Genomic DNA, 23,409 nt, shown 5'->3' on the forward strand with positions numbered 1-23,409 from the left:
CCGTTTTTTGTGTGTTCTCCCCGCGGGAGAGGGCTGGGGTGAGGGCATCAGGCATTAGCCTTAACTCGCTCTAACTCCGTCCCCCCGCGCTTCATCACCCGATCCAATACCTCAGCTTCCAGCTCCGCCAGCCTTGCAGAGCCCACGCGGCGAGGGCGCGGAAGATCCACCGTCAGATCCAGGCCTATTTTCCCGTCCTCAATTAAAAGCACCCGGTCAGCCATCGCGACGGCTTCGCTCACGTCATGCGTCACCAGCAGTACCGTAAAGCCGTGCGCCTGCCAGAGGGATCCAATCAAATCCTGCATTTCGATCCGCGTCAGGGCGTCGAGCGCGCCGAGCGGTTCATCAAGCAACAGCAGGCCCGGACGGTGAATCAACGCACGCGCCAGCGCCACGCGCTGCTTCTGCCCACCCGAGAGGGCTGCCGGCCATTCGCCCGCACGATTTTCCAGCCCAACGGCGGCCAGCGCCTGGCGGGCTTCATCCCGCCAGCTGCCCTTAAGACCGAGCCCGACGTTGTTGATAACCGTTTTCCACGGCAGCAGGCGTGCATCCTGAAACATCATGCGGGTATCGTCCTGAATATTCGAAAGCGGCGTCGTTCCTGCCAGAATGTCACCGCCGTTGGGGGCTTCCAGCCCGGCCAGAAGCCGTAGCAGGGTACTCTTGCCGCCGCCGCTGCGACCAACAACGGCCACAAATTGTCCGGCGGGAATGTGCAGATCCAGCCCGTTAAGAATGGTGTTTTCGCCGTAGCGTTTGGTCACGCCGTTCAGCAGTAACGGCGTTCCCTGATTCAGTCGTGCAGTGTTCATGCTTTCGCCTCCTGAAGGGTATAGGCCGGGTTCCAGCGCAGCCAGCTGCGCTCCAGCCACTGGGCGCTGACGTCGGCGAGCTTGCCGAGCAGGGCATACAGAATGATGGCAACCACCACCACGTCCGTTTGCAGGAACTCGCGGGCGTTCATTGCCAGGTAGCCTATGCCTGAGTTGGCCGAGATGGTCTCTGCCACAATCAGCGTCAGCCACATCAGGCCGAGCGCAAAACGCACCCCGACCATAATGGAGGGCAGGGCACCCGGCAAGATCACGTGTATAAAGAGAGAAAAACCCGATAAGCCGTAGCTGCGCGCCATCTCCACCAGACCGCGATCGATGTTGCGGATGCCGTGCCAGGTGTTGATGTAGATCGGGAACAGTGTGCCCAGCGCCACGAGGAAGATCTTGGCGCTCTCATCAATCCCAAACCACAGGATAACCAGCGGGATCAGCGCCAGATGCGGCACGTTGCGCAGCATCTGAATGGAGGTATCCAGCAGCCGCTCGCCCCAGCGGGAAAGGCCGCTGATCAAGCCCAGAACCAGACCGATGCTGCCGCCGATGGAAAACCCAATCACGGCGCGCCAGGAGCTGATCGCCAGATGCTGCCACAGCTCACCGCTCACGCTCAGCGACCAGAACGCTTCTACGACGCCCTCCGGAGAGGGCAGAATGCGGCTCGACAGCCAGCCGGTGGATGACGCGAGCTGCCAGAGAGCCACAATGCCGACGGGTAAAAACCACGGCGCGGCGCGCAGCAGCCATTTTTGTGAGGTGGCAGACATGGTCACTCCTTAGCTCTGTGCGGCTTTGCGTGGAATAAACTCGTTCGCCACGGCTTCGCCCTGAAGCTGAAGCCGCTGCGGCTGCGGAATCTCCGGGATGGCGATATCCAGATGCGGGAATAACAGCTCGCCCACCTTGTACGCCTCTTCCAGATGCGGATAACCGGAGAGAATAAAGCTGTCGATACCCAGGTCTGCGTATTCATTAATGCGGGCGGCTACGGTCGGACCGTCGCCGACCAGCGCCGTGCCCGCACCGCCGCGCACCAGGCCGACGCCCGCCCACAGGTTCGGGCTGATCTCCAGATTCTCGCGCTTGCCGTTGTGCAGGGACGCCATTCGGTGCTGTCCGACGGAGTCGGTTTTGGCAAACGCGGCCTGCGCCCTGGCGATGGTCTCATCGTCCAGATGGGAAATCAGACGGTCGGCGGCCTGCCAGGCTTCTTCATTGGTTTCGCGCACGATTACGTGCAGGCGAATACCGAAGCGCACCTTGCGGCCATGGGCGGCCGCCTTCGCGCGTACCTGGGCAATTTTTTCTTTCACCAGCTCAGGCGGTTCGCCCCAGGTAAGATAGAGATCGACCTGCTCTGCCGCCAGATCCTGGGCCACATCCGACGATCCGCCAAAATAGAGCGGCGGGCGCGGCTGCTGAACCGGTGGGAAGTAGAGTTTCGCGTCACGAACGTGAATATGCTTGCCTTCAAAGGTGACGGTTTCACCTTCCAGCAGACGTCGCCAGACGCGGGTGAACTCGGCGGAGGCTTCATAGCGCTCGGTATGGTCGAGGAACACCCCATCGCCCGCCAGCTCCTGCGGGTCGCTGCCCGTCACCAGGTTAAACAGGGCGCGACCGTTGGATAGCCTGTCCAGCGTTGCCGCCTGACGCGCCGCCACGGTAGGGGAGACAACGCTCGGGCGTAAGGCAACCAGGAACTTCAGACGCTGGGTGACCGGGATCATCGATGCGGCCACCAGCCAGGCATCTTCACATGAACGTCCGGTCGGGATCAGCACCCCGGTGAAACCGATTCGGTCCGCCGCCTGCGCAATCTGCTGCAGGTAGCCGTGGTCAACCGGGCGCGAGCCCTCTTCTGTACCAAGATAGCGTCCATCACCGTGGGTGGGTAAAAACCAGAAAAGATTCAGACTCATGATTTAGCTCCTTCTTTGCCTGCGGGCTGCCAGATGCGTTCGCGGATAGTGACCTGTTTTGGCACCAGGCGGTTTTGATAGAAAAGGTCAGCCGTTTGTTGCTGAAGCGCGGCGACGTGCGCGTCCACGGGCGTAATGGTGGTCGGCGGACGGTGGTTGAGATAGCTCGCGATCACCGGCTCAGGTAAGCCCATGGTTTTCGCCAGCAGGGCAATGCTCTCCTGACGCTGGGTCTGGGTCAGCGCATCGGCCTGGGTAAAGGTATCCAGTACGCCCTGAATAAATGCGCCGTTCTTTTCCGCATAAGGACGCGCGGCCAGATAGAACGAGCCGGTCTGCTTCAGCGTGGTACCGTCTTTCAGCACGCGAACGCCGCCCTGCAGCAATGCGGCGGAGTAGTACGGATCCCAGATGGCCCAGGCATCAACGTCCTTCTGCTGGAACGCGGCGCGGGCGTCGGCAGGCGTCAGGTAAACAGGCTGAATGTCAGTGAACTTCAGCCCGGCTTCCTGCAGGGCACGCAACAGCAGGTTGTGTGAGCTGGAACCTTTCTGGAAAGCCACTTTGTGCCCTTTGAGGTCGGCGACGCTTTTAATGTCGCTGTTTTCAGGCACCAGAATCACTTCGGCCTTCGGTTTGGGCGGCTCAACGCCAACATAGACGAGGTCCGCTCCCGCCGCCTGGGCAAATATCGGCGGAATATCGCCCGTGCTGCCGAGATCGATACTGCCGACGTTCAGGGCCTCCAGCATCTGCGGGCCAGCAGGGAACTCCACCCAGGAGAATTTGGTGTTCGGGAAGCGTTTTTCCAGCAGCTGGTGGCTTTTCGCCAGCACCATGCTGACGCTGCCTTTCTGATAGCCAATGCGCAAACTTTCCGGAGCCGCTTCTGCGGCATGGGCCAGCGAGGTAAGCGCCATCAGACCTGCCAGGCCGATGCGGGTTAACGTTTTAAACATGTGCGACTCCTTGAGGCTGACCAAACGCCGGGGCCTGGATATCCCTGCGGTGCAGAGCGTGCCAGAAGGTTTCCAGAGCGTTATCGAGGCGGGTTTGCAGGTTGGGCGTAAAATGAGGTTTATGTTGATAATCGATAACCTGGGAGTCATCTGCGAAAACGCCGTGGAGGATCTCCTGCGCTTTCAGCGCGTTCAGCACCGGCTTCAGGGCATAATCCACGGCCAATAAATGGGCAACCGTACCGCCCGTTGCCAGCGGCAGCACGACTTTGCCGTCCAGCGCGCGCTCCGGAAGCAGATCGAGCAGGGTTTTCAGCGCCCCGGAAAAGGAGGCTTTATAAATAGGCGTTGCCACAATTAAGCCGTCAGCGCCGTTAAGCTGCTCGATCAGCGTTTTAAGCGCAGGGCTGTCGAAACGGGCATAGAGCAGATCTTCAGGTTCGAAGTTATGCAGGTTCCAGTGGCACACTTCCACATCCAGAGCATTGAGTTTTTCGCGGGCATATTCCAGCAGGGCGCTGGAGCGCGAAGGGAATCGTGGACTTCCGGCCAGGGTAATGACGCGCATACTTCCTCCTTATAACCAATTGTTTGCTTTTATCTAACATTCATAACAATTTTCAGGAGTGTGACACCGCGCGGTTATTCCACTAAATGATTTATCTGCAATTAAAATGCGAAAAAGTGCATAAGAAATAGACGTGAAGGTAAACGATTGCGTTTTGCGCTGATTTTTTGCCGCAGGTCAATTCCCTTTCGCGCGTGGATCGCCCATAATCCCCTCCCGGTTTGCACACCGGGAATCCAGGAGAGTTCATGTACTACCCCTTCGTTCGTAAAGCCCTTTTCCAGCTCGACCCTGAGCGCGCTCATGAATTTACATTCCAGCAATTACGTCGTATTACCGGAACGCCGCTGGCCGCTCTGGTGCGTCAGAATGTGCCGGAAAAACCTGTGCAGTGCATGGGTCTGACCTTTAAAAATCCGCTGGGTCTGGCGGCCGGTCTGGACAAAAATGGCGAGTGCATTGATGCCCTGGGCGCGATGGGCTTTGGCTCCATTGAAATCGGCACCGTCACGCCGCGCCCGCAGCCGGGAAATGACAAGCCGCGCCTGTTCCGCCTGGTTGAAGCAGAAGGGCTGATAAACCGCATGGGCTTTAATAACCTCGGTGTTGATCACCTGGTTGAGAACGTAAAAAAAGCCCATTTTGACGGGATATTAGGCATCAATATTGGCAAAAATAAAGACACGCCGGTTGAGCAGGGTAAAGATGACTATCTGATTTGTATGGAAAAAGTCTACGCCTATGCCGGTTATATCGCGGTGAATATTTCTTCACCCAATACTCCGGGTCTGCGTTCCTTACAATATGGCGAAGCGCTGGACGATCTTCTGAGTGCCATTAAAAATAAACAAAATGAACTCCAGACGATCCACCATAAATATGTTCCGGTCGCGGTTAAGATCGCCCCGGATCTTTCTCCTGAAGAATTGATCCAGGTTGCCGACAGTTTGGTTCGCCATAATATTGATGGTGTTATTGCGACCAATACCACTCTCGATCGTTCCCTCGTGCAGGGAATGAAAAACTGTGACGAAGCGGGTGGGTTAAGTGGACGTCCGGTGCAATTAAAAAGCACCGAAATTATTCGCGCCCTGTCTGCGGAATTAAAAGGACGTCTGCCGATTATTGGCGTCGGCGGCATTGACTCAGTGATTGCTGCGCGCGAGAAGATGGCAGCAGGTGCGTCACTGGTGCAAATCTATTCCGGCTTTATTTTTAAAGGACCGCCGCTGATTAAAGAAATCGTTACTCATATCTAATCTTTTCTCTTAATCAGACAACCAGGGCTTTATTTCCAGCCCTGGTTGTTTTATATTCCGTCACTGTTGCTTATTTAGTCATTATAGTCTTTTATTAATGGTGTTATAAACGAGGCGGCAAACAGGACATTTTTAGTACAGGACGTTTGGGGACGGGAGAGACACATGCGAATTAAACCTGACGATAACTGGCGCTGGTATTTTTGCGACGAGCATGACCGAATGATGCTCGATTTAGCCAATGGCATGTTGTTTCGTTCTCGTTTTGCCCGCCGAATGTTAACCCCGGATGCATTTTCCCCGTCGGGCTTTTGCGTTGACGATGCGGCGCTTTATTTCTCCTTTGAAGAAAAATGCCGGGATCTGGTGCTCTCTAAAGAACAGCGTGCCGAGTTGGTATTAAATGCGCTGGTGGCTATCCGCTTCCTGAAACCGCAAATGCCAAAAAGCTGGCATTTTCTTGCGCATGGTATGAGCTGGACCCCGGCAACGGGTGACGCGGCCAGCGTCAATCTGAGCGATACCGCAGAAGAGGTGAGCCTGCTGGTGGTTGAGCCAGGCGAAAATGCTGCGCTCTGCCTGCTGGCACAGCCCGGCGTAACCATTGCCGGGCGGACGATGCAGCTTGGCGATGCCATTAAAGTGATGAACGACAGGCTGAAGCCGCAGCTGCGCGTAGATTCCTTCAGCCTTGAACAGGCGGTTTAAGCTTCCAGCTGTACGGACGTTTTCGGTATGCAGCTACAGCACAGAATTGTGCCGTCATTTCCAATTGCCGATTTTTTCAGCGCACTGACCTCTCCATCCACCAGCCTGATGCGGCAGCATCCGCAAATGCCTGCGCGACAGGAATAGGGTACGCGAATACCTGCCTGCTCCAGTTGCTCCAGTAATACCTGCTGGTTGTTGCCACGGATGACGTTGCCCTGCCAGTGAATATCTACCGCAGAGGCGACATTCGTCACAACGTCGACCATTTCTTCTTCCTGACCTGAGCCGTACGCTTTTGCAGGCCCTCGGGCAAGAATTTCTACCTCATCACCGACGCGGATTGCGCCGCTGGAGCGCGGGATCAGGTTCTGGCCGAAATCCACATCGCCGTTGTCCTGCGCGGTGCGGAACGACTGCAGCGTCTTCAGCGGTTCGCCGGAAGGGTGTTTCTGACCTTTCTCAGGGCTCACCGTGGTGAAAATGCAGCGACTGCAGGGTTTTACGACATCAAAGATGACGCTACCGATGCGGATCACTTTCCAGGTGTCTTCTTCCCAGGCGTCGGCGCCCGTGACCACCAGGTTCGGACGGAACTGTTCCATCTGAACGCTAGCCTTGCAGCGGCTTTGTAAATCACGCAGCGAGGCTTCGTTAGTCAGCAGGAACGGGAAACCATCGGCGAAGGAGAGGGGAACGGCGTCATGGCGCTTCACGCGACGCGTCAGTTCAGGACCTACCCAGCGCAGCTGCACGTCACGAGAGAAGAAACCGCTCAGCCAGCGGTTAATCTCATCCGGGGCGATGCGCGCGGTAAAATGATTGCCCCACACTTCCGTTGGCGCATCGACAGGCGCAAAATCAGCAAAGCGAATTACCGCGCTGGAACCGTCCGGCGCGGTAAGGTGTAAACCGTCATGAAGCGGGGAAGGGGTAAAGCGAACCATCTGCGGGAACTGGCGTGCGGTAATGAACGTGCCGTCAGGCTCGGTGACCATAAAAATGCGATCGAAGGCGAATCCGCTCATGTCGGCCAGCGCGTGAGAGATGCCGATGCCGCGCATGGATTTCACCGGATGAATAAAAAGCCTGGATAACGTCGCCACTGCACACTCCCACAAATGAAAATAAGCCTTCAACTTTATGACATACACGCCATATTAGCTATAATGCGCGACAATTTTCTAAGAGTAAAAGTGACGATATGAATTCTCTGTTTGCCAGTACGGCCCGTGGGCTGGAAGAGCTGTTAAAAACTGAACTGGAAAGCCTGGGCGCGCAAGAGTGCCAGGTGGTTCAGGGTGGTGTCCATTTTGAGGGCGACACGCGGCTTATTTACCAGAGCCTGATGTGGAGCCGTCTGGCGTCGCGCATCATGCTGCCGATGAAGGAGTGCAAGGTCTATAGCGACCTGGACCTCTATACCGGCGTACAGATGATCGACTGGACAGAGATCTTCACGCCCAATGCCACCTTTGCGGTGCATTTCAACGGCGTGAACGACGAGATCCGCAACAGCCAGTACGGTGCCCTGCGCGTAAAAGACGCCATTGTGGACTGCTTCACGCGTAAAAATAAGGAACGTCCAAACGTCGATCGCGAAAATCCGGATCTGCGTATTAACGTCTGGCTCAACGGTGACACGGCGAGTATTTCTCTCGATCTGAGCGGCGCAGGCCTGCACCTGCGCGGCTACCGCGATCGTACCGGTATGGCGCCAATTAAAGAAACGCTGGCCGCCGCCATTGTAATGCGTTCCGGCTGGCAGCCGGGCACGCCGCTGCTCGATCCGATGTGTGGTTCCGGTACGTTACTGATTGAAGCGGCCATGCTGGCAACCGACCGCGCGCCGGGCCTGCATCGCGGTCACTGGGGCTTTAAAGGCTGGGCGCAGCACGACGAAGCGCTCTGGAAAGAGGTCAAAGACGACGCGCAGACCCGCGCGCGTAAAGGTCTGGCGGAGTACACCTCCCACTTCTACGGTTCGGACAGCGACCCGCGCGTAATCGAACGCGCGCGCAGCAACGCCCGTCGCGCCGGTATCGGCGAGCTGCTCACCTTTGAAGTGAAAGACGTGGCGAATCTGACCAACCCGCTGCCAAAAGGTCCGTACGGTACCGTGATCAGCAACCCGCCATACGGCGAGCGTCTGGACAGCGAACCGGCGCTGATTGCCCTGCACAGCCTGCTGGGGCGCAATATGAAGGACTACTTCGGCGGCTGGAACCTGTCGCTGTTTAGCGCCTCGCCGGAGCTGCTGAGCTGCCTGCAGCTGCGTGCCGATCGCCAGTTTAAAGCGAAAAACGGCCCGCTGGACTGCGTGCAAAAAAACTACCATCTGGCGGAGAAAGCGGCGGACAGTAAGCCATCCGGCGTGGCGGAAGATTACGCCAACCGCCTGCGCAAGAACCTGAAGAAATTTGAGAAGTGGGCGAAGCAGGAGGGCATTGAATGCTATCGCCTGTACGATGCCGATCTGCCGGAGTACAACGTGGCGGTTGACCGCTACGCGGACTGGGTGGTGATTCAGGAATATGCGCCACCGAAAACCATTGATGCGCAAAAAGCGCGTCAGCGCATGCTGGATGTGATTGCGGCCACCATCGCCGTGCTCGGCATTGCGCCTAACAAGCTGGTGCTGAAAACCCGCGAGCGTCAGAAAGGGAAAAATCAGTACCAGAAGATGGGCGAGAAGGGTGACTTTATCGAAGTGGGCGAATACAACGCTCGCCTGTGGGTGAACCTGACCGACTATCTGGATACCGGCCTGTTCCTCGACCACCGTATCGCCCGTCGCATGCTGGGTCAGATGAGCAAGGGCAAAGATTTCCTCAACCTGTTCTCATATACCGGCAGCGCGAGCGTGCATGCTGGTCTGGGCGGCGCGCGGAGCACCACCACGGTGGATATGTCCCGTACCTATCTGGAGTGGGCGGAGCGCAACCTGCGTCTTAACGGGCTGACCGGACGTCAGCACCGACTGATGCAGGCCGACGTGCTGGGCTGGCTGCGTGATACCGACGAGCAGTTCGACCTGATCTTTATCGATCCGCCGACCTTCTCCAACTCCAAGCGCATGGAGGATAGCTTTGACGTTCAACGCGATCACCTGCGCCTGATGACCGACCTGAAGCGCCTGCTGCGTAAGGGCGGCACCATTATGTTCTCGAACAACAAACGCGGCTTCCGTATGGATCATGACGGCTTAGCAGCCCTGGGACTGAAAGCACAAGAAATCAGCCAAAAAACGCTGTCTCAGGACTTTGCCCGTAACCGTCAAATTCATAACTGCTGGTTGATTACCGCGGTCTGAAAGGAAAAATAAATGTCTTTAATTAGTATGCACGGCGCGTGGCTCTCTTTCAGCGACTCGCCGCTTCTCGATAATGCAGAGCTGCATATCGAAGATAACGAGCGCGTCTGTCTGGTGGGCCGTAACGGCGCGGGTAAATCCACGCTGATGAAAATTCTCAATCGCGAACAGGGGTTGGATGACGGCCGCATCGTTTACGAGCAGGATCTGATCGTCTCCCGCCTCCAGCAGGACCCGCCGCGTCACGTGACCGGCAGCGTTTACGATTTCGTGGCGGAAGGGATCTCTGAGCAGGCCGAATACCTGAAGCGCTATCACGAGATTTCGCATCTGGTGATGACCGATCCGAGCGACAAGAACCTCAACGAACTGGCGAAAGTGCAGGAGATGCTCGATCATCACGGTCTGTGGCAGCTTGAAAACCGCATTAACGAGGTTCTGGCCCAGCTTGGTCTGGAAGCGGACATGGAGCTGTCGGCGCTCTCCGGCGGCTGGCTGCGTAAAGCGGCCCTAGGCCGCGCGCTGGTCAGCGGGCCGAAGGTGCTGCTGCTGGACGAACCGACGAACCACCTGGATATCGAAGCGATTGACTGGCTGGAAGGCTTCCTGAAAACCTTCAGCGGCACCATCATCTTTATCTCGCACGACCGTTCGTTTATTCGCAACATGGCAACGCGTATTGTCGATCTCGACCGCGGCAAGCTGGTCACTTATCCTGGCGATTACGACACCTATCTGCTTGAGAAAGAAGAAAACCTGCGCGTGGAAGAGCTGCAGAATGCGGAGTTCGACCGCAAGCTGGCGCAGGAAGAGGTGTGGATCCGCCAGGGCATCAAGGCCCGCCGTACCCGTAACGAAGGCCGCGTGCGCGCTCTGAAGGCAATGCGCCGTGAGCGCAGCGAACGCCGTGAAGTGATGGGCAGCGCCAAAATGCAGGTGGAAGAAGCGTCCCGTTCCGGCAAAATTGTCTTCGAAATGGAAAACGTCAACTATCAGGTTGATGGCAAAGTGCTGGTGAAAGATTTCTCCGCCCAGGTTCAGCGCGGTGACAAAATTGCGCTTATCGGCCCGAACGGCTGCGGTAAAACCACGCTGCTGAAGCTGATGCTGGGCCAGCTGCAGGCCAACAGCGGCCGCATTCACTGTGGGACTAAGCTGGAAGTGGCCTACTTCGACCAGCACCGCGCGGAGCTGGATCCGGACCGCACGGTGATGGATAACCTCGCCGAAGGCAAGCAAGAGGTAATGGTAAACGGCAAGCCGCGCCACGTGCTGGGCTATCTGCAGGACTTCCTGTTCCATCCGAAACGTGCGATGACCCCAGTCCGTGCGTTATCTGGCGGAGAGCGTAATCGTCTGCTGCTGGCACGTCTGTTCCTGAAACCAAGTAACCTGTTGATTCTCGATGAACCAACGAACGACCTTGATGTCGAAACGCTGGAATTACTCGAAGAACTGATTGACGGTTATCAGGGGACCGTAATGCTGGTCAGCCACGATCGTCAGTTCGTGGATAACACCGTAACCGAGTGCTGGATCTTCGAAGGTGAAGGGCGAATTGGACAATACGTAGGCGGTTATCACGATGCAAAAGGGCAGCAATCGCAGTCTCTGGCGCAGAAACAGGCTAAATCCAGAAATGTACCGGAACCTGCTGTAACAAAATCAGAAACTGTTAAAAAATCTCCTGCTAAAATGAGTTATAACCTGCAGCGCGAACTTGAGGGGCTGCCTCAGCGTCTTGAAGAGCTGGAGGCAGCTCTGGAAACGTTGCAGATGCAGGTCGCTGATGCGTCATTCTTTACGCAGCCGCACGACTATACTCAGAAAGTACTGTCAGAACTGTCCGCGGCTGAAAAAGCCCTGGAAGAAGCATTTGAGCGCTGGGAGTACCTTGAGTCTCTGAAAAACGGCGCATAAACAGGGATAACATATGTGTGACCAGCACCATGCCGACAGGCATATTTTATGCTCGCAATGCGATATGCTCGTGGCGTTGCCAGAGCTTGGTCACGGACATAAAGCCCTGTGTCCACGTTGCGGCGCAACGTTGACAACCGAGTGGGACGCGCCGCGGCAGCGTCCCACTGCTTACGCTCTGGCAGCATTGTTCATGCTGCTGCTCTCTAATCTCTTCCCCTTCATCTATATGAAGGTGGGAGGGATAACCAGCCAGGTGGATCTGCTTGAAATCCCGGGCGTGATGTTCTCGGAAGATTACGCCAGCCTCGGCACCTTTTTTCTCCTGTTTGTCCAGATAGTCCCGGCTTTTTGCCTGGTCGTTATCCTTTTGCTGGTCAACCGCGTCAGGATGCCCTCATCACTGAAAATCCGGCTCGCGCGTATCCTATTTCAGCTCAAAAGCTGGGGTATGGCCGAGATCTTTCTGGCGGGCATTCTGGTCAGTTTCGTGAAGCTCATGGCGTACGGTGATGTGGGGATCGGCAGCAGCTTTATTCCGTGGTGCCTGTACTGTGTCCTGCAGCTGCGCGCCTTCCAGTGCGTGGACAGGCGCTGGGCGTGGGATGATATCGCCCCGGCACCGACGCTTGCGCAGACGGTAAAAGTCGGCGTGCCCGGAATTCGTCAGGGGCTGCGTTCCTGCCCATGCTGCACCGCCGTGCTGCCCGCCGATCTCGACGTTTGTCCGCGCTGCGAAACGAAAGGTCACGTACGCCGTAAAAATAGCCTGCAGTGGACGATGGCGCTGCTGGTCACCTCCATCATGCTGTATCTGCCTGCCAATATTCTACCGATCATGATCACCGATTTGCTCGGCGACAAAATGCCCTCGACGATCCTGGCCGGGGTGATCCTGCTGTGGGGAGAAGGTTCCTATCCTGTCGCCGGCGTGATCTTTATCGCCAGTATTATGGTGCCAACCTTAAAAATGATCGCCATCGCCTGGCTCTGCTGGGATGCGAAGGGGCATGGAAAACGCGACAGCGAACGCATGCACCTGATTTATGAAGTGGTCGAGTTTGTCGGACGCTGGTCAATGATTGACGTGTTTGTCATCGCCGTTCTCTCTGCACTGGTGCGGATGGGCGGTTTGATGAGTATTTATCCCGCGATGGGGGCTTTAATGTTTGCACTGGTCGTGATTATGACCATGTTTGCGGCCATGACCTTCGACCCTCGTTTATCGTGGGATCGTGAGCCTGAATCAAGCCATGAGGAAGAGTAAGAGCATGGAAAATAAGAGTGGAGAGGCGAAAGTGCAGAAGGTCAAAAACTGGTCGCCGGTGTGGATTTTTCCCATCGTGACCGCGCTGATCGGTGCATGGATCCTGTTTTATCATTACAGCCATCAGGGACCGGAAGTCACGCTGATAACCACCAATGCCGAGGGGATTGAGGGCGGTAAAACGACCATCAAAAGCCGTAGCGTGGACGTGGGCGTGGTCGAAAGCGCAACCCTGACCGACGATTTAACCCATGTGGAAATTAAGGCGCGCCTTAATGCCGGCATGGAAAAACTGCTGCATGGCGATTCCGTTTTCTGGGTCGTTAAACCGCAGGTGGGACGTGAAGGGATCAGCGGTTTAGGGACGCTGCTCTCCGGAGCCTATATTGAACTGCAGCCCGGCACGAAGGGTAGCCAGCCGGGAAAATACCAGCTTCTGGATTCACCGCCGCTTGCGCCGCCTGATGCCAAGGGTATCCGCGTGATCCTCGACAGCAAAAAAGCGGGTCAGCTCACGGCGGGTGACCCGGTACTGTTCCGCGGCTACCGCGTCGGTTCCGTTGAAACCAGCACCTTCGATGCGCAAAAGCGTACCATTAGCTATCAGCTTTTCATCAATGCGCCAAACGATCGTCTGGTGACCAGCAACGTTCGTTTCTGGAAGGACAGCGGGATCGCGGTCGATCTTACGTCGGCGGGGATGCGCGTAGAAATGGGATCATTAACCACGCTGTTTGGCGGCGGGGTGAGCTTTGATGTTCCGGAAGGGCAGGATCTCGGGCAGCCGGTTGCCGAGAAAACGGCGTTCAGACTCTTTGACGATCAACGAAGCATTCAGGACGCGCTTTATACCGATCACATCGACTTCCTGATGTTCTTTAAAGACTCCGTCCGCGGTCTGCAGCCGGGCGCGCCCGTTGAGTTTCGCGGTATTCGTCTTGGTACGGTTGGACAAGTTCCGTTCTTTGTCCCGGGCCTGAGCCAGATGCTGGACGATGATTATCGTATTCCGGTGCTGATCCGTATCGAGCCGGAGCGTCTGCTGAACCAGATTGGCGAGAACCAGGATATCGCGGCGCATATTAACGAACTGATGAACCGTGGTCTGCGCGGGTCGCTGAAAACGGGTAACCTGGTGACGGGCGCGCTGTATGTGGATATGGACTTCTACCCGAAAGCACCGCCGATTACCGGTATTCGTGAATTCGGTGGCTACAAGATCATCCCAACGGTGAGCAGCGGTCTGGCTCAGATCCAACAGCGCCTGATGGAGACGCTGGATAAGATCAACAATCTGCCGCTGAATCCGATGATTGAAGCGGCGACGAACTCACTGAGCGAAAGCCAGGCAACGATGCGTCGTCTGCAAACCACGCTGGATAACATCAACAAGATCACGGCGAGCCAGAGCATGCAGCAGCTGCCGCAGGATATGCAGAAAACGCTGCGTGAGCTGAACCGCAGTATGCAGGGCTTCCAGCCGGGTTCAGCGGCCTACAACAAGATGGTGGCAGATATGCAGCGTCTTGATCAGGTCTTACGTGAACTGCAGCCGGTGCTGAAAACGCTCAACGAGAAGAGCAACGCGCTGGTGTTCGAAGCGAAAGATAAAAAGGATCCTGAGCCGAAGAGGGCAAAAGAATGAAAAAGTGGCTATTGATGGTTGGTGCTCTGCTGTTAACGGCGTGCAGTTCAGGGGTAGATAATAAAAGCTACTATCAGCTGCCTGTGGCTACCCACAGCGGTGGGCAAAGCACGGCCAGCCAGGGAAACCGTCAGCTGTGGGTTGAGCAGGTTGCCGTGCCGGATTATCTGGCAGGAAACGGGGTGGTCTATCAGACCAGCGACGTTAAATACGTGATTGCGACGAACAACCTGTGGGCCAGCCCGCTGGATCAGCAACTGCGCAACACGCTGGTGGCCAATCTGGGCAGTCAGCTTCCGGGCTGGGTTGTCGCGTCGCAGCCGCTGGGTAACGACCAGGATACGCTTAACGTCACGGTAACGGGCTTCCACGGCCGTTATGACGGTGCGGTGGTGATTAGCGGGGAGTGGTTGCTGAACCATCAGGGGCAGCTGATTAAGCGTCCTTTCCATCTGGAGCTGAAGCAGCAGAAAGATGGCTATGACGAAATGGTGAAAGTCCTGGCTCAGGGTTGGGCACAGGAGTCGGCCAGCATCGCGAGAGAAATTTCCCGGCTGCCATAAGTAAAATTCATCATTAAAAACCGCAGTTGGCCTCTCGCTGATTGCGGTTTTTTTTCGTTTTCAGTTCAGTTTGTTACTTGTGCCACGTCACAATTTTTGTACAAATGAACTTCCAGCTAGCTCACAAATATGACACCCGTATGAATTTTGAACATTGACGATGCGACTGATTCGGGGTATTCGTTATCTGTGCCTGTGCATTTAGTGCAGACACTGTTTTCTTTCCACCAGACAAAAGAATGAGGGAAACGAGGCATGAAGAGACAGAAACGAGATCGCCTGGAACGGGCTCATCAACGTGGTTATCAGGCCGGCATCGCTGGACGTTCTAAAGAAATGTGTCCTTATCAGACGATAAATCAAAGGTCACAATGGCTTGGAGGCTGGCGAGAAGCCATCGGCGACAGGGCACTCATAGCCTGATAACGTCTCTTTCAAAAAAGAAACCTCCGCAATGCGGAGGTTTCGCCTTTCTGGGGGTGCCAAAAGCACGATCAGAAGGCTGAAGTATCCTGGAACAGGCCAACTTTCAGGTCGCTTGCGCTATAGATCAGACGACCGTCGACCAGCACTTCGCCATCTGCCAGGCCCATAATCAGGCGGCGGTTAACGATGCGCTTGAAGTGAATGCGATAGGTCACTTTCTTCGCCGTAGGCAGAACCTGGCCAGTGAATTTTACTTCGCCCACGCCCAGCGCGCGGCCTTTACCTTCGCCGCCCAGCCAGCCCAGATAGAAGCCAACCAGCTGCCACATGGCATCCAGGCCCAGACAGCCAGGCATTACCGGATCGCCAATAAAGTGGCAACCGAAGAACCACAGGTCCGGGTTGATATCGAGTTCTGCTTCTACGTAACCCTTATCGAAGTTGCCGCCGGTTTCGGTCATTTTCACGACACGGTCCATCATCAGCATGTTCGGGGCCGGTAACTGTGGGCCTTTAGCGCCAAACAGTTCACCGCGACCAGAGGCAAGAAGATCTTCTTTTGTATAGGATTCGCGTTTATCTACCATGTTCTCAGTAAGCCTTATTTTAGTGAAGGACGCAGGATAGCTAACACGTGTACGCTGAACAAGTCCGATCAGTTCGAACTAAACCAGCCCAGCCAGCGTAACGGCCATGGATAACGATGACGAGCATCCTGCTGTGTCGCCTGAGCTATGCGCTCCTGGATAGTCTGCATCAGGGAGGTTTGCCCTTCGCCATCCCAAACCAGATTTGTCAGTAAGGGTAGAGCATCCTCAATCCCTTCGATGGCCCAGATGGCGAATTGCTCTTGCTCAACCGCATCCAGAATATCCTGACTGAGGCTCAAATGGCGTGCGTTGGGAGCAGGAATAATCACACCCTGTTTGCCGTTTAAACCGCGCTGCTGACAGATAGAGAAGAAGCCTTCAATTTTTTCGTTGAGGCCTCCCACTGGCTGTGCACGACCGAACTGATCCACCGAACCGGTGATCGCGATGTTCTGATTGATGGGCACTTCCGCCAGGGCGCTGATTAAGGCGCACAGCTCGGCCATAGAGGCGCTATCGCCATCCACTTCGCTGTAGGACTGCTCAAACGTCAGCGAGGCGGAGAAGGGGATCTGTTGCTCAAGCTGCAGCTCTGACATCAAAAACGCCTGCATGATCATCATGCCTTTCGCGTGAATGTTGCCGCCCAGCTCGGCTTTCCGTTCGATATCGGTGAACTCGCCATCGCCAATGTGCACAACGCAGCTGATACGGGACGGTTCCCCGAATGCGCGCGGATGACCGGGAAATTCAATCACCGACAGGGCGTTGATCTGCCCGACGCGTTCGCCTTCGGTTTCCACCAGAATTTGTTCCAGCAGAATTTCATCCTGCATACGGTCGGCAAGATAGCCTTCTCGCCACTCACGCTGAGCCAGCATCTGAGTGAGCTGTTCGCCGGTGAACGCCCCGTTACCGCTGATCACACCCACTTCACGCAGCTGTTTGCCGATCCAGAGCGGGCAAAGCGGCAGCGTTTCCTGGTCACCGGTGTAGCGTACCGCTTCGCGGATTAAGCCCGGCCACGCGTCAGCCGCAGGGGTTGGCAGCGCAAAACGTTCAGCAACGGCCATTACCCACTGGCACCACTGCGCCATATCGTCGGCGTCAGCAATCTGGGTGTTGTCTTCGTATTCGCTATACACCGCCTGCTCAGCCAGTTCTGGCTCCATTTCCTGGAAGTCCGCCAGTGATTCACGGTCGCCCGTCAGCACGACGGTCAGCGACAGCGGCATAGACGGAACAGAGACAGGCAGAGGACGTGACTCATCGTAGCCGACCCAGTCGAAACGCTGCTGGTGCACGATAGTTTTCAGACGCATCCACAGCAGCGGCTGCGAGAGCAGGGTACGCAGTGAGATGATGAGAACACCGCCATTTGCGCGATGTACCAGCCCCGGCTGCAGCGAAAGTTCGCCATTAAACTGGCGCAGACAACCAAAGAGTTGTTCCGCCTCGACCCAGTTAGCGGTAATCACTTCGCCCTTAGCGGCAAAACGGCCATCGGCCTGCGCCGCCGGTTCGAAAGTGACATCATGTCCCGCAATACGATACTGGCCGCCAAAAACTGCGTTCGCTTCCGGCTTCAGCTGGCGCACGGCATCTCCGAGCAGCGTCAGGTATTCCGCTTCTTCCGGGGCCTTGAGCAGCATGAAGGGCGCTGTTGCCCATGGGCTTAACACCTGCTCCAGCGCATAATGCAAACGAGGCTGCGTATCGCTAAGGATTAATTCGTGTTCTTTTGCGAGTTCGGGCTGTGCAAACAGTTCCTGGTAACTTTCGGTATCCGGAACAAGGTCACGCCATGCAAGTTTCGTAATGGTCAAAGTTGATGTTTTTTAGTCAGATGTAAAAGCGTGGAGTATACCGTAAGCGGGGGGCTGTACCCAAGCAGGATTGGGGATTTCGACAGGGCGATTGGCTGCATTCACTCACAGGATATGATTTCTTTTCAGCAGATTGCTAAAAAACTGATATTCTGAACAGAGTTACGTGGTAACACTGAGATCGCAATGAAATATCAACAACTGGAAAATCTCGAAAGCGGCTGGAAATGGAAGTACCTGGTCAAAAAGCACCGTGAAGGGGAGCTGATCACCTGCTACATCGAAGCCAGCGCTGCGCAAGAAGCCGTGGATATTTTGCTGACCCTCGAAAATGAACCGGTACAGGTTAACGGCTGGATTGAGAAACACATCAATCCTGCGCTGTTGAACCGGATGAAGCAAACTATCCGTGCCCGACGCAAACGGCATTTTAATGCTGAGCATCAGCACACGCGCAAAAAATCAATCGATCTGGAGTTCGTTGTCTGGCAACGCCTGGCTGGGCTGGCACAACGACGGGGCAAAACGCTTTCGGAAACCATCGTGCAGCTGATTGAGGATGCCGAACATAAAGAGAAGTACGCCAACCAGATGTCGACGCTGAAGAACGACCTTCAGGCTCTGTTGGGTAAAAAATAGATTTTTCTTTTCTTCAGACAATAAAAAACCCCGCATGGCGGGGTTTTTTTATAAGACGATAACTTATGCCGCTGGCTGAGTTACAACGTCTTTGATGCCTTTAACTTCGATCTCTACGCGACGATCTGGAGCCAGGCAGTCGATCAGTGCAGCGCGAGCTTTCACGTTGTCACAGGTGTTGCCAGTAACTGGGTTAGATTCGCCCATACCACGTGGGGAGATCTTGTTAGCTGGGATACCTTTAGAGATCAGGTAATCAACAACAGACTGAGCACGTTTCTCAGACAGTTTCTGGTTGTAAGCGTCAGAACCGATACGGTCGGTGAAGCCCAGAACCACTACGGAACCGTCTTTAGGATCCAGGTTGCTCAGCTGGGTGTACAGCTGATCCAGTGCCTGCTGGCCTTCTGGTTTCAGAGTCGCTTTGTTGAAGTTGAACAGAACGTCAGACTTCAGAGTGAAGTGCTTGGTCTGTACTTCTGGAGCTGGAGCCGGCGCTGGAGCAACAACTGGTGCTGCTTCTTCCTGCTGACCGAAACGGTAGGAAACACCTACGCTCAGCATGCCGTTGTCTGGACGAACACCAACGGTGTTGCCGTCGCCGATGTTGTTAACCCACTGGTATTCCAGACGGGTAGCGATGTCACGGGTCATAGCCCACTCAACGCCACCAGCGAATACTGGGGAAACACCGGTGTCATGGTTGTCACCAGAGATGTTGTTGCTGGAATCTGCGCGCCATACCATGCCGCCCAGACGGGTGTACACGTCCAGATCGTCAGTGATTGGGTAGCCCAGTTTAGCGGTCAGCTGAACGCCCTGTGCTTTGAAAGCGCCGTTGATGGTGTCGCCTTTGTATGGCATACGACCTAACCAGTCGTAACCCATTTCAAAACCAACATACGGGTTAACCTGATAGCCACCGAACGCACCTGCACCAAGCTGGCTCTCGTGAGTTGGGCCATCATTGTTCAGGCTGCTGTTGTACCAGCCGGTGTCATGGAACTGAGACCAGCCCAGTTTACCACCTGCATACCAGGTATTATCTTTCGGAGCGGCCTGCGCTACGGTAGCGAAGCCAGCCAGTGCCACTGCAATCGCGATAGCTGTCTTTTTCATTTTTTGCGCCTCGTTATCATCCAAAATTCGCCATGAAAGTCTCAGGAGAGAATCACGGTTAAATCCTTCACCGGGGGGCGTGGTCAAATATAAATCTACCGATATCTTCGGCTTAGGCCGAGCACCCCTGGCGATGTAAAGTCTACAACGTAGCTGAAAACTTACAAGTGTGAAGTCCGTCAGGCATATGAAAAAAAAAGTTCCGTATACCGATTATTTAACATTTTTCGAACGAATTTTGTGCAATAAAATTAAGGAGAACCGCACCAGACAAGCCTTGCCGCAATTTTGTGACCGGGAACTTTAATGCCATCTTGAGGTCAAAAAAAATTCCAGGAAAAATCTTAATTTCACTCAATGATACAAATTTGAGTGAATTTTTAGCCCAGAAAGTTGTCCTCTGCGGTAAGAATCCGATCGAACCGGACGCATAATGAATCCGATCGCATTCCCTTCTTCGGCTGCTTCAGTCAGACGGTAATGCTCCTCTTCCGTCAATTCTTCTGGTAACCATCCAATCACCACGCTGTAATTTCCGGTGCGTAAGGCGCGGATCATCGATTCTACGGTATCGCACGGCGGGAGCTGATTAATTTGCATGACCTTGGTAAGCGGAAGGCCTGCGGACTGAACCCACTCACGGCTCAGTTTTTGCTGAGGCGTGAGCCAAAGCTGCCAGCGCGATTGCTGACCAAGCTGTTGTAATAACGGCAACAACAGAAGTTGCGTCAACAGGGGCTGGTCTTCACGATAAACCACTTCACTGATAAGCCCCGTGGAAACACGCTCGACGGAATTCTGCGCGACATTGCCTGCGGTAGAAGAGAGAGAGGTTGAGCGATTTGCATAGCCTGAAGTGTGCATATTCATTCCAGCCCTGTGGTTACTGTATGGATATACAGTAACCCCTGTATGCATAAAGATCAACCTCATTTTCGGAAAGCGACTCGCAAAATTCATTCAATGTTGATGTCCCTCGAAAAATCATCTTGCTCATCGGCGATAAGTTGCCTATTTTCCTGCTAACGGATCCGCTAGTAGGAAATTTCGTTGTTACTTTATGATTTTGAAGGGAAATATCATGAAAAAGATATCTTATGAACGGATTTATAAATCCCAGGAATACCTCTCCCCGTTGGGCGAGATTCATCATCGCGCGCTGTTTGGAGGCTATACCCTGGCGGTGGATGATGCGGTTTTTGCCATGGTGTCAGACGGAGAGCTTTATCTTCGCGCCTGTGAGGAGAGTGCGAAATACTGTGTAAAAAATGCCTCCTCTTTTTTAACGTTGATGAAGCGAGGCCGCCCGGTGCTGCTCAACTATTATCGTGTGGATGATGGATTATGGCAGGACAGGGAGCGGTTGCTTCAGCTCTCCTCGTTTGCGCTCAGTGCGGCAAGAAAAGAACGCTATCAGCGCCATCAACGAAACCGACTTAAGGATCTGCCAAACCTGACCTTTCAGCTTGAAGTCTTGCTCTTTGAAGCTGGCATCACCAATGAGGAAACGCTGCGGGCGCTGGGTGCAAGAGCGAGCTGGCTAAAGATGCGGGCAAAAAACAAAGCGCTCAGTATTAAAGTTCTCTTCGCGCTGGAAGGGGCTATCGAGGGGCTGCATGAGGCGGCACTCCCGGCAGGCATTCGCCGGGAGCTAACGGAGTGGTTTAATGCGCTGCCTGAGCCACAGGAGAATCACTCCTCCAGGTAGCGATTTGCTGTTGCAGCCGGCAAATTTCAGGCAGCAGAGCGATAAGCAGGCCTATCTGCTGAAGTACCAGCGGCGCTTTGCTGTCGTTTCCAGGGTCAAGATGCGCAATGCGTTGAGCCAGTTCATCCAGCGCCTGTTGAACGCGCGGCTCATCGGCCGGTCGGTGATGAAGTGCGTCATCGACATAACAGACGGCATCATCGAGCAGGTTGAGAATGCCCGGGTTGGTGAGTTTCTCACGGTGGGCACCGAGCGTCGAAATATAGCTGGTGAACGTATGGTTCAGGCAGAGCAGGCGGAACGCAGTCTCACGGATCTCCGCCGTGGCCCGAGGCTCCGTTGACATGTTAGAGACAACGGAGGCCAGTTCTGCGTCACTGTTATGCGCGTCGCGACGGGCTATCCGATAAGCCAGGCGGTTATCACGCCCCTGGTGGTACTGCTCCAGGATTGCGTCAAGGTATCGACAGTTGGCGTTCATCGCCCTGTCCACTACGCGCGGCAAATTGCGGAAACGCCAGTCCGGCCAGATAAAGCTGACCGCGGCCCAGGCAATCGCACAGCCAATCAGGGTATCGATCACGCGGGGCAGGGCAACTTCAAACCCTTCACCCAGCAGGTTAAAGCAGAGCAGCACCAGCAGCGTAATGAACATGGTGGCGTGGGCGTACTGCACGTTGCGAAACGCGAAGAACAGCACGCCGGTGATCACAATCAGGATCAGTTGACCTTCAACGGAGGGCACGAAATAGAGCACCGGAAGGCCAATCGCGACGCCGACCAGCGTGCCGATAATACGCAGCGCAAGACGGTGTCGGGTGGCGTTATAGTTCGGCTGGCAGACGAACAGGCTGGTCAGCAGGATCCAGTAGCCGTGGTGCAGCCCGGTTATCTGGATAAAGGCATACCCCACGCACAGCACAAGCGACATTCTTACCGCGTGGCGAAAGAGTGCCGACTCAGGCGTAAAGTTGCGGCTCAGCCGCAGCCACATATCGCTAACGCTGTGCACGCTGTCATCAGCAAGCTGATTTTCCACCTCACTGCCCGGCAGCGCCATCGCCTGTTCGGACTCAATGGTTGCCAGCTGAGCATCAATCGCCCGCAGGTTGTTAAGCAGAAAGCCCAGCGCTTTGATGTGCTCCGGTGACGTTCCGCTGGCCTGAACGCGGTCGAGCGCCGCATCAAGATGGCTGAATACGCGTTCAAAGCGGGGGTCATGCTGATAGGGCGTGCGCAGCAGAATAGACCGCGAGAGCTGCTGACACGCCTGGGACTGCATGGACAGCAGGCGCTGGAAGCGGAACATCACGTCGCTGTAGCGGAACTTCTCGCGCAGGGCAGCATACTGAACGTGCGAGGAGCTGGCGCGTTCATGAATATCCTGGGCGGCAAAATAGTAGTGTAAGGTCCTTCGGGTTCCGCGCTGGCCGCGATCGCCGCGCAGACGGGTAAGTAGAGAGGCTTTTGTCTGGTTAAGGGTGGCGACCAGCTGGCCGTTTGCCAGCGCCAGATCGTAGAGCGGAGCCTGGCTTTCTTCCTCGATATCCGGGTCGAACAGCCGGGATTTCAGTTCCAGATAGTGGGCTAACTGCTCAAAGCTGCGGGCAAGGTTATCCTGCAGCGGGCGAACCGGGAAGATCAGATGACCGGTTAGCGTCAGCAGATTATACCAGATGGCGCCCAGCATCAGGAGAACCGGCTGCTGGTACCACTGGTCATACAGGGAAACGCCCAGCATGGTGTAGATGGCGATCAGCAATGCACCAAACGCGATGGTGGCATAGCGTTGCCCGAGGCCGCCCAGCAAAATAAACCCGCTGGTTGAGAGCGTAAGGCCCAGGGCAAACAGCCAGGGCCACGGGAAAAGCAGCTCAACGGACGCTGAAGCAATGAAAAAGCAGACGAGCGTAATGACCAGGTTACGTAAACGCCCGGCCAGACGATCGTCCAGGTCCGCCAGCGCCCCGGCCACCACCCCCAGCGTGAGCGGAATGGTGAGTTTGACATCATTCAGCCACCAGGGCAGGGCAGCCGTGCCGCAAAGCGAGATAAATATCCTGACGTTGTATAGCCAGGTGCTGTTCCAGGTATAACGGCGAAGCAGTGGGCTTAGCATAAACGCGGCCGGTCCTTAT

General features: G+C 55.4%; 21 protein-coding genes. 10 read left to right on the plus strand and 11 right to left on the minus strand.

Annotated features, from left to right (window positions below; genetic code table 11):
• Nucleotides 1–47: 47 nt before the first annotated feature.
• From ssuB to ssuE, 5 genes are read right to left on the minus strand one after another with little or no spacing between them, the layout of a single operon-like run.
• Entirely contained in the window at nt 48–818 is a 771-nt protein-coding gene (ssuB, locus tag ACMWLG_RS01290) for an aliphatic sulfonates ABC transporter ATP-binding protein (protein ID WP_045401640.1), read from the minus strand.
• Nucleotides 815–1,606, minus strand: coding sequence for an aliphatic sulfonate ABC transporter permease SsuC (gene ssuC, locus ACMWLG_RS01295; protein ID WP_023311016.1), 792 nt, complete (start codon nt 1,604–1,606; stop codon nt 815–817). Before ssuC ends, ssuB begins: the two co-directional genes overlap by 4 nt.
• 9 nt (nt 1,607–1,615) lie before the next feature.
• A complete protein-coding gene (ssuD, locus tag ACMWLG_RS01300; RefSeq protein ID WP_045619469.1) occupies nt 1,616–2,761 on the minus strand; it encodes an FMNH2-dependent alkanesulfonate monooxygenase in 1,146 nt (381 codons plus the stop codon).
• A complete protein-coding gene (locus tag ACMWLG_RS01305; RefSeq protein ID WP_045401648.1) occupies nt 2,758–3,720 on the minus strand; it encodes a sulfonate ABC transporter substrate-binding protein in 963 nt (320 codons plus the stop codon). The genes ssuD and ACMWLG_RS01305 overlap by 4 nt, the downstream gene beginning before the upstream one ends.
• The gene (ssuE, locus tag ACMWLG_RS01310; RefSeq protein WP_008499940.1) at nt 3,713–4,288 is read right to left on the minus strand and encodes an NADPH-dependent FMN reductase; all 576 of its coding nucleotides are present in this window, start codon (nt 4,286–4,288) and stop codon (nt 3,713–3,715) included. Before ssuE ends, ACMWLG_RS01305 begins: the two co-directional genes overlap by 8 nt.
• Before the next feature lie 248 nt (nt 4,289–4,536).
• Here ssuE and pyrD point away from each other — a divergent pair, with 248 nt between their 5' ends.
• Nucleotides 4,537–5,547, plus strand: a complete 1,011-nt coding sequence (gene pyrD / locus ACMWLG_RS01315; protein WP_023311019.1) for a quinone-dependent dihydroorotate dehydrogenase — start codon at nt 4,537–4,539, stop codon at nt 5,545–5,547.
• 165 nt (nt 5,548–5,712) lie between these two features.
• Complete coding sequence (gene zapC / locus ACMWLG_RS01320; RefSeq protein ID WP_023311020.1) at nt 5,713–6,255, plus strand: cell division protein ZapC; 543 nt, start codon at nt 5,713–5,715, stop codon at nt 6,253–6,255.
• Here zapC and ACMWLG_RS01325 read toward each other — a convergent pair.
• Nucleotides 6,252–7,361, minus strand: a complete 1,110-nt coding sequence (locus ACMWLG_RS01325; protein WP_045401653.1) for a YcbX family protein — start codon at nt 7,359–7,361, stop codon at nt 6,252–6,254. The two genes, zapC and ACMWLG_RS01325, sit on opposite strands and share 4 nt — an antisense overlap.
• A gap of 98 nt (nt 7,362–7,459) precedes the next feature.
• On the opposite strand from ACMWLG_RS01325, the gene rlmKL reads away from it, so the two are divergent.
• The 6 genes from rlmKL to rmf all read left to right on the plus strand — a co-directional run bounded on the left by rlmKL (nt 7,460) and on the right by rmf (nt 15,386).
• Nucleotides 7,460–9,568 carry a bifunctional 23S rRNA (guanine(2069)-N(7))-methyltransferase RlmK/23S rRNA (guanine(2445)-N(2))-methyltransferase RlmL gene (rlmKL, locus tag ACMWLG_RS01330; RefSeq protein ID WP_045619460.1) on the plus strand — a complete coding sequence of 703 codons (2,109 nt, stop codon included), beginning with the start codon at nt 7,460–7,462 and terminating at the stop codon, nt 9,566–9,568.
• A gap of 12 nt (nt 9,569–9,580) precedes the next feature.
• The gene (locus ACMWLG_RS01335; protein WP_045619459.1) at nt 9,581–11,488 is read left to right on the plus strand and encodes an ABC transporter ATP-binding protein; all 1,908 of its coding nucleotides are present in this window, start codon (nt 9,581–9,583) and stop codon (nt 11,486–11,488) included.
• Between the two features lie 13 nt (nt 11,489–11,501).
• A complete protein-coding gene (pqiA, locus tag ACMWLG_RS01340; RefSeq protein WP_023311024.1) occupies nt 11,502–12,755 on the plus strand; it encodes a membrane integrity-associated transporter subunit PqiA in 1,254 nt (417 codons plus the stop codon).
• A gap of 4 nt (nt 12,756–12,759) precedes the next feature.
• Nucleotides 12,760–14,400, plus strand: a complete 1,641-nt coding sequence (gene pqiB / locus ACMWLG_RS01345) for an intermembrane transport protein PqiB (RefSeq protein ID WP_023311025.1) — start codon at nt 12,760–12,762, stop codon at nt 14,398–14,400.
• The gene (gene pqiC, locus ACMWLG_RS01350; protein WP_024907767.1) at nt 14,397–14,963 is read left to right on the plus strand and encodes a membrane integrity-associated transporter subunit PqiC; all 567 of its coding nucleotides are present in this window, start codon (nt 14,397–14,399) and stop codon (nt 14,961–14,963) included. Before pqiB ends, pqiC begins: the two co-directional genes overlap by 4 nt.
• A 255-nt stretch (nt 14,964–15,218) precedes the next feature.
• A complete protein-coding gene (rmf, locus tag ACMWLG_RS01355; RefSeq protein WP_013097261.1) occupies nt 15,219–15,386 on the plus strand; it encodes a ribosome modulation factor in 168 nt (55 codons plus the stop codon).
• Nucleotides 15,387–15,457: 71 nt separating this feature from the next.
• Here rmf and fabA read toward each other — a convergent pair whose 3' ends face one another.
• Together fabA and ACMWLG_RS01365 are read right to left on the minus strand one after the other, a co-directional pair.
• Nucleotides 15,458–15,976 carry a 3-hydroxyacyl-[acyl-carrier-protein] dehydratase FabA gene (gene fabA / locus ACMWLG_RS01360; protein WP_008499931.1) on the minus strand — a complete coding sequence of 173 codons (519 nt, stop codon included), beginning with the start codon at nt 15,974–15,976 and terminating at the stop codon, nt 15,458–15,460.
• A 68-nt stretch (nt 15,977–16,044) separates the two neighbouring features.
• A complete protein-coding gene (locus tag ACMWLG_RS01365) occupies nt 16,045–17,805 on the minus strand; it encodes an AAA family ATPase (RefSeq protein ID WP_045401666.1) in 1,761 nt (586 codons plus the stop codon).
• Between the two features lie 186 nt (nt 17,806–17,991).
• On the opposite strand from ACMWLG_RS01365, the gene matP reads away from it, so the two are divergent.
• On the plus strand, nt 17,992–18,444 hold the full coding sequence (matP, locus tag ACMWLG_RS01370) for a macrodomain Ter protein MatP (RefSeq protein WP_008499929.1): 453 nt from the start codon (nt 17,992–17,994) through the stop codon (nt 18,442–18,444).
• Nucleotides 18,445–18,507: 63 nt separating this feature from the next.
• On the opposite strand, the gene ompA is transcribed toward matP, so the two are convergent.
• Nucleotides 18,508–19,563, minus strand: coding sequence for a porin OmpA (gene ompA, locus ACMWLG_RS01375; RefSeq protein WP_023311028.1), 1,056 nt, complete (start codon nt 19,561–19,563; stop codon nt 18,508–18,510).
• A gap of 354 nt (nt 19,564–19,917) precedes the next feature.
• Nucleotides 19,918–20,427 carry an SOS-induced cell division inhibitor SulA gene (sulA, locus tag ACMWLG_RS01380; RefSeq protein ID WP_032668147.1) on the minus strand — a complete coding sequence of 170 codons (510 nt, stop codon included), beginning with the start codon at nt 20,425–20,427 and terminating at the stop codon, nt 19,918–19,920.
• 217 nt (nt 20,428–20,644) lie between these two features.
• Between sulA and ACMWLG_RS01385 the strand changes: the two genes are divergently transcribed.
• A complete protein-coding gene (locus tag ACMWLG_RS01385; protein ID WP_023311030.1) occupies nt 20,645–21,271 on the plus strand; it encodes a TfoX/Sxy family DNA transformation protein in 627 nt (208 codons plus the stop codon).
• Here the strand turns inward: ACMWLG_RS01385 and yccS are convergent.
• Nucleotides 21,228–23,390, minus strand: coding sequence for a YccS family putative transporter (gene yccS, locus ACMWLG_RS01390; protein ID WP_045401669.1), 2,163 nt, complete (start codon nt 23,388–23,390; stop codon nt 21,228–21,230). The genes ACMWLG_RS01385 and yccS overlap by 44 nt on opposite strands.
• Nucleotides 23,391–23,409 lie beyond the last annotated feature (19 nt).

It is taken from the genome of Enterobacter sp. 01-M-02-SI-ECC, from assembly GCF_047530595.1.
GTDB classification, from domain to species: Bacteria; Pseudomonadota; Gammaproteobacteria; order Enterobacterales; family Enterobacteriaceae; genus Enterobacter; species Enterobacter cloacae_M.

Coding starts and splice junctions, on each gene's coding strand:
- ssuC (WP_023311016.1), bottom strand. CDS start 1,606: ATGTCTGCCACCTCACAAAAATGGCTGCTGCGCGCCGCGCCGTGGTTT.
- matP (WP_008499929.1), top strand. CDS start 17,992: ATGAAATATCAACAACTGGAAAATCTCGAAAGCGGCTGGAAATGGAAG.
- fabA (WP_008499931.1), bottom strand. CDS start 15,976: ATGGTAGATAAACGCGAATCCTATACAAAAGAAGATCTTCTTGCCTCT.
- pqiC (WP_024907767.1), top strand. CDS start 14,397: ATGAAAAAGTGGCTATTGATGGTTGGTGCTCTGCTGTTAACGGCGTGC.
- ACMWLG_RS01385 (WP_023311030.1), top strand. CDS start 20,645: ATGAAAAAGATATCTTATGAACGGATTTATAAATCCCAGGAATACCTC.
- ssuD (WP_045619469.1), bottom strand. CDS start 2,761: ATGAGTCTGAATCTTTTCTGGTTTTTACCCACCCACGGTGATGGACGC.
- rmf (WP_013097261.1), top strand. CDS start 15,219: ATGAAGAGACAGAAACGAGATCGCCTGGAACGGGCTCATCAACGTGGT.
- ssuB (WP_045401640.1), bottom strand. CDS start 818: ATGAACACTGCACGACTGAATCAGGGAACGCCGTTACTGCTGAACGGC.
- ssuE (WP_008499940.1), bottom strand. CDS start 4,288: ATGCGCGTCATTACCCTGGCCGGAAGTCCACGATTCCCTTCGCGCTCC.
- sulA (WP_032668147.1), bottom strand. CDS start 20,427: ATGCACACTTCAGGCTATGCAAATCGCTCAACCTCTCTCTCTTCTACC.
- pqiA (WP_023311024.1), top strand. CDS start 11,502: ATGTGTGACCAGCACCATGCCGACAGGCATATTTTATGCTCGCAATGC.
- zapC (WP_023311020.1), top strand. CDS start 5,713: ATGCGAATTAAACCTGACGATAACTGGCGCTGGTATTTTTGCGACGAG.
- ACMWLG_RS01335 (WP_045619459.1), top strand. CDS start 9,581: ATGTCTTTAATTAGTATGCACGGCGCGTGGCTCTCTTTCAGCGACTCG.
- pqiB (WP_023311025.1), top strand. CDS start 12,760: ATGGAAAATAAGAGTGGAGAGGCGAAAGTGCAGAAGGTCAAAAACTGG.
- pyrD (WP_023311019.1), top strand. CDS start 4,537: ATGTACTACCCCTTCGTTCGTAAAGCCCTTTTCCAGCTCGACCCTGAG.
- ompA (WP_023311028.1), bottom strand. CDS start 19,563: ATGAAAAAGACAGCTATCGCGATTGCAGTGGCACTGGCTGGCTTCGCT.
- ACMWLG_RS01305 (WP_045401648.1), bottom strand. CDS start 3,720: ATGTTTAAAACGTTAACCCGCATCGGCCTGGCAGGTCTGATGGCGCTT.
- rlmKL (WP_045619460.1), top strand. CDS start 7,460: ATGAATTCTCTGTTTGCCAGTACGGCCCGTGGGCTGGAAGAGCTGTTA.
- yccS (WP_045401669.1), bottom strand. CDS start 23,390: ATGCTAAGCCCACTGCTTCGCCGTTATACCTGGAACAGCACCTGGCTA.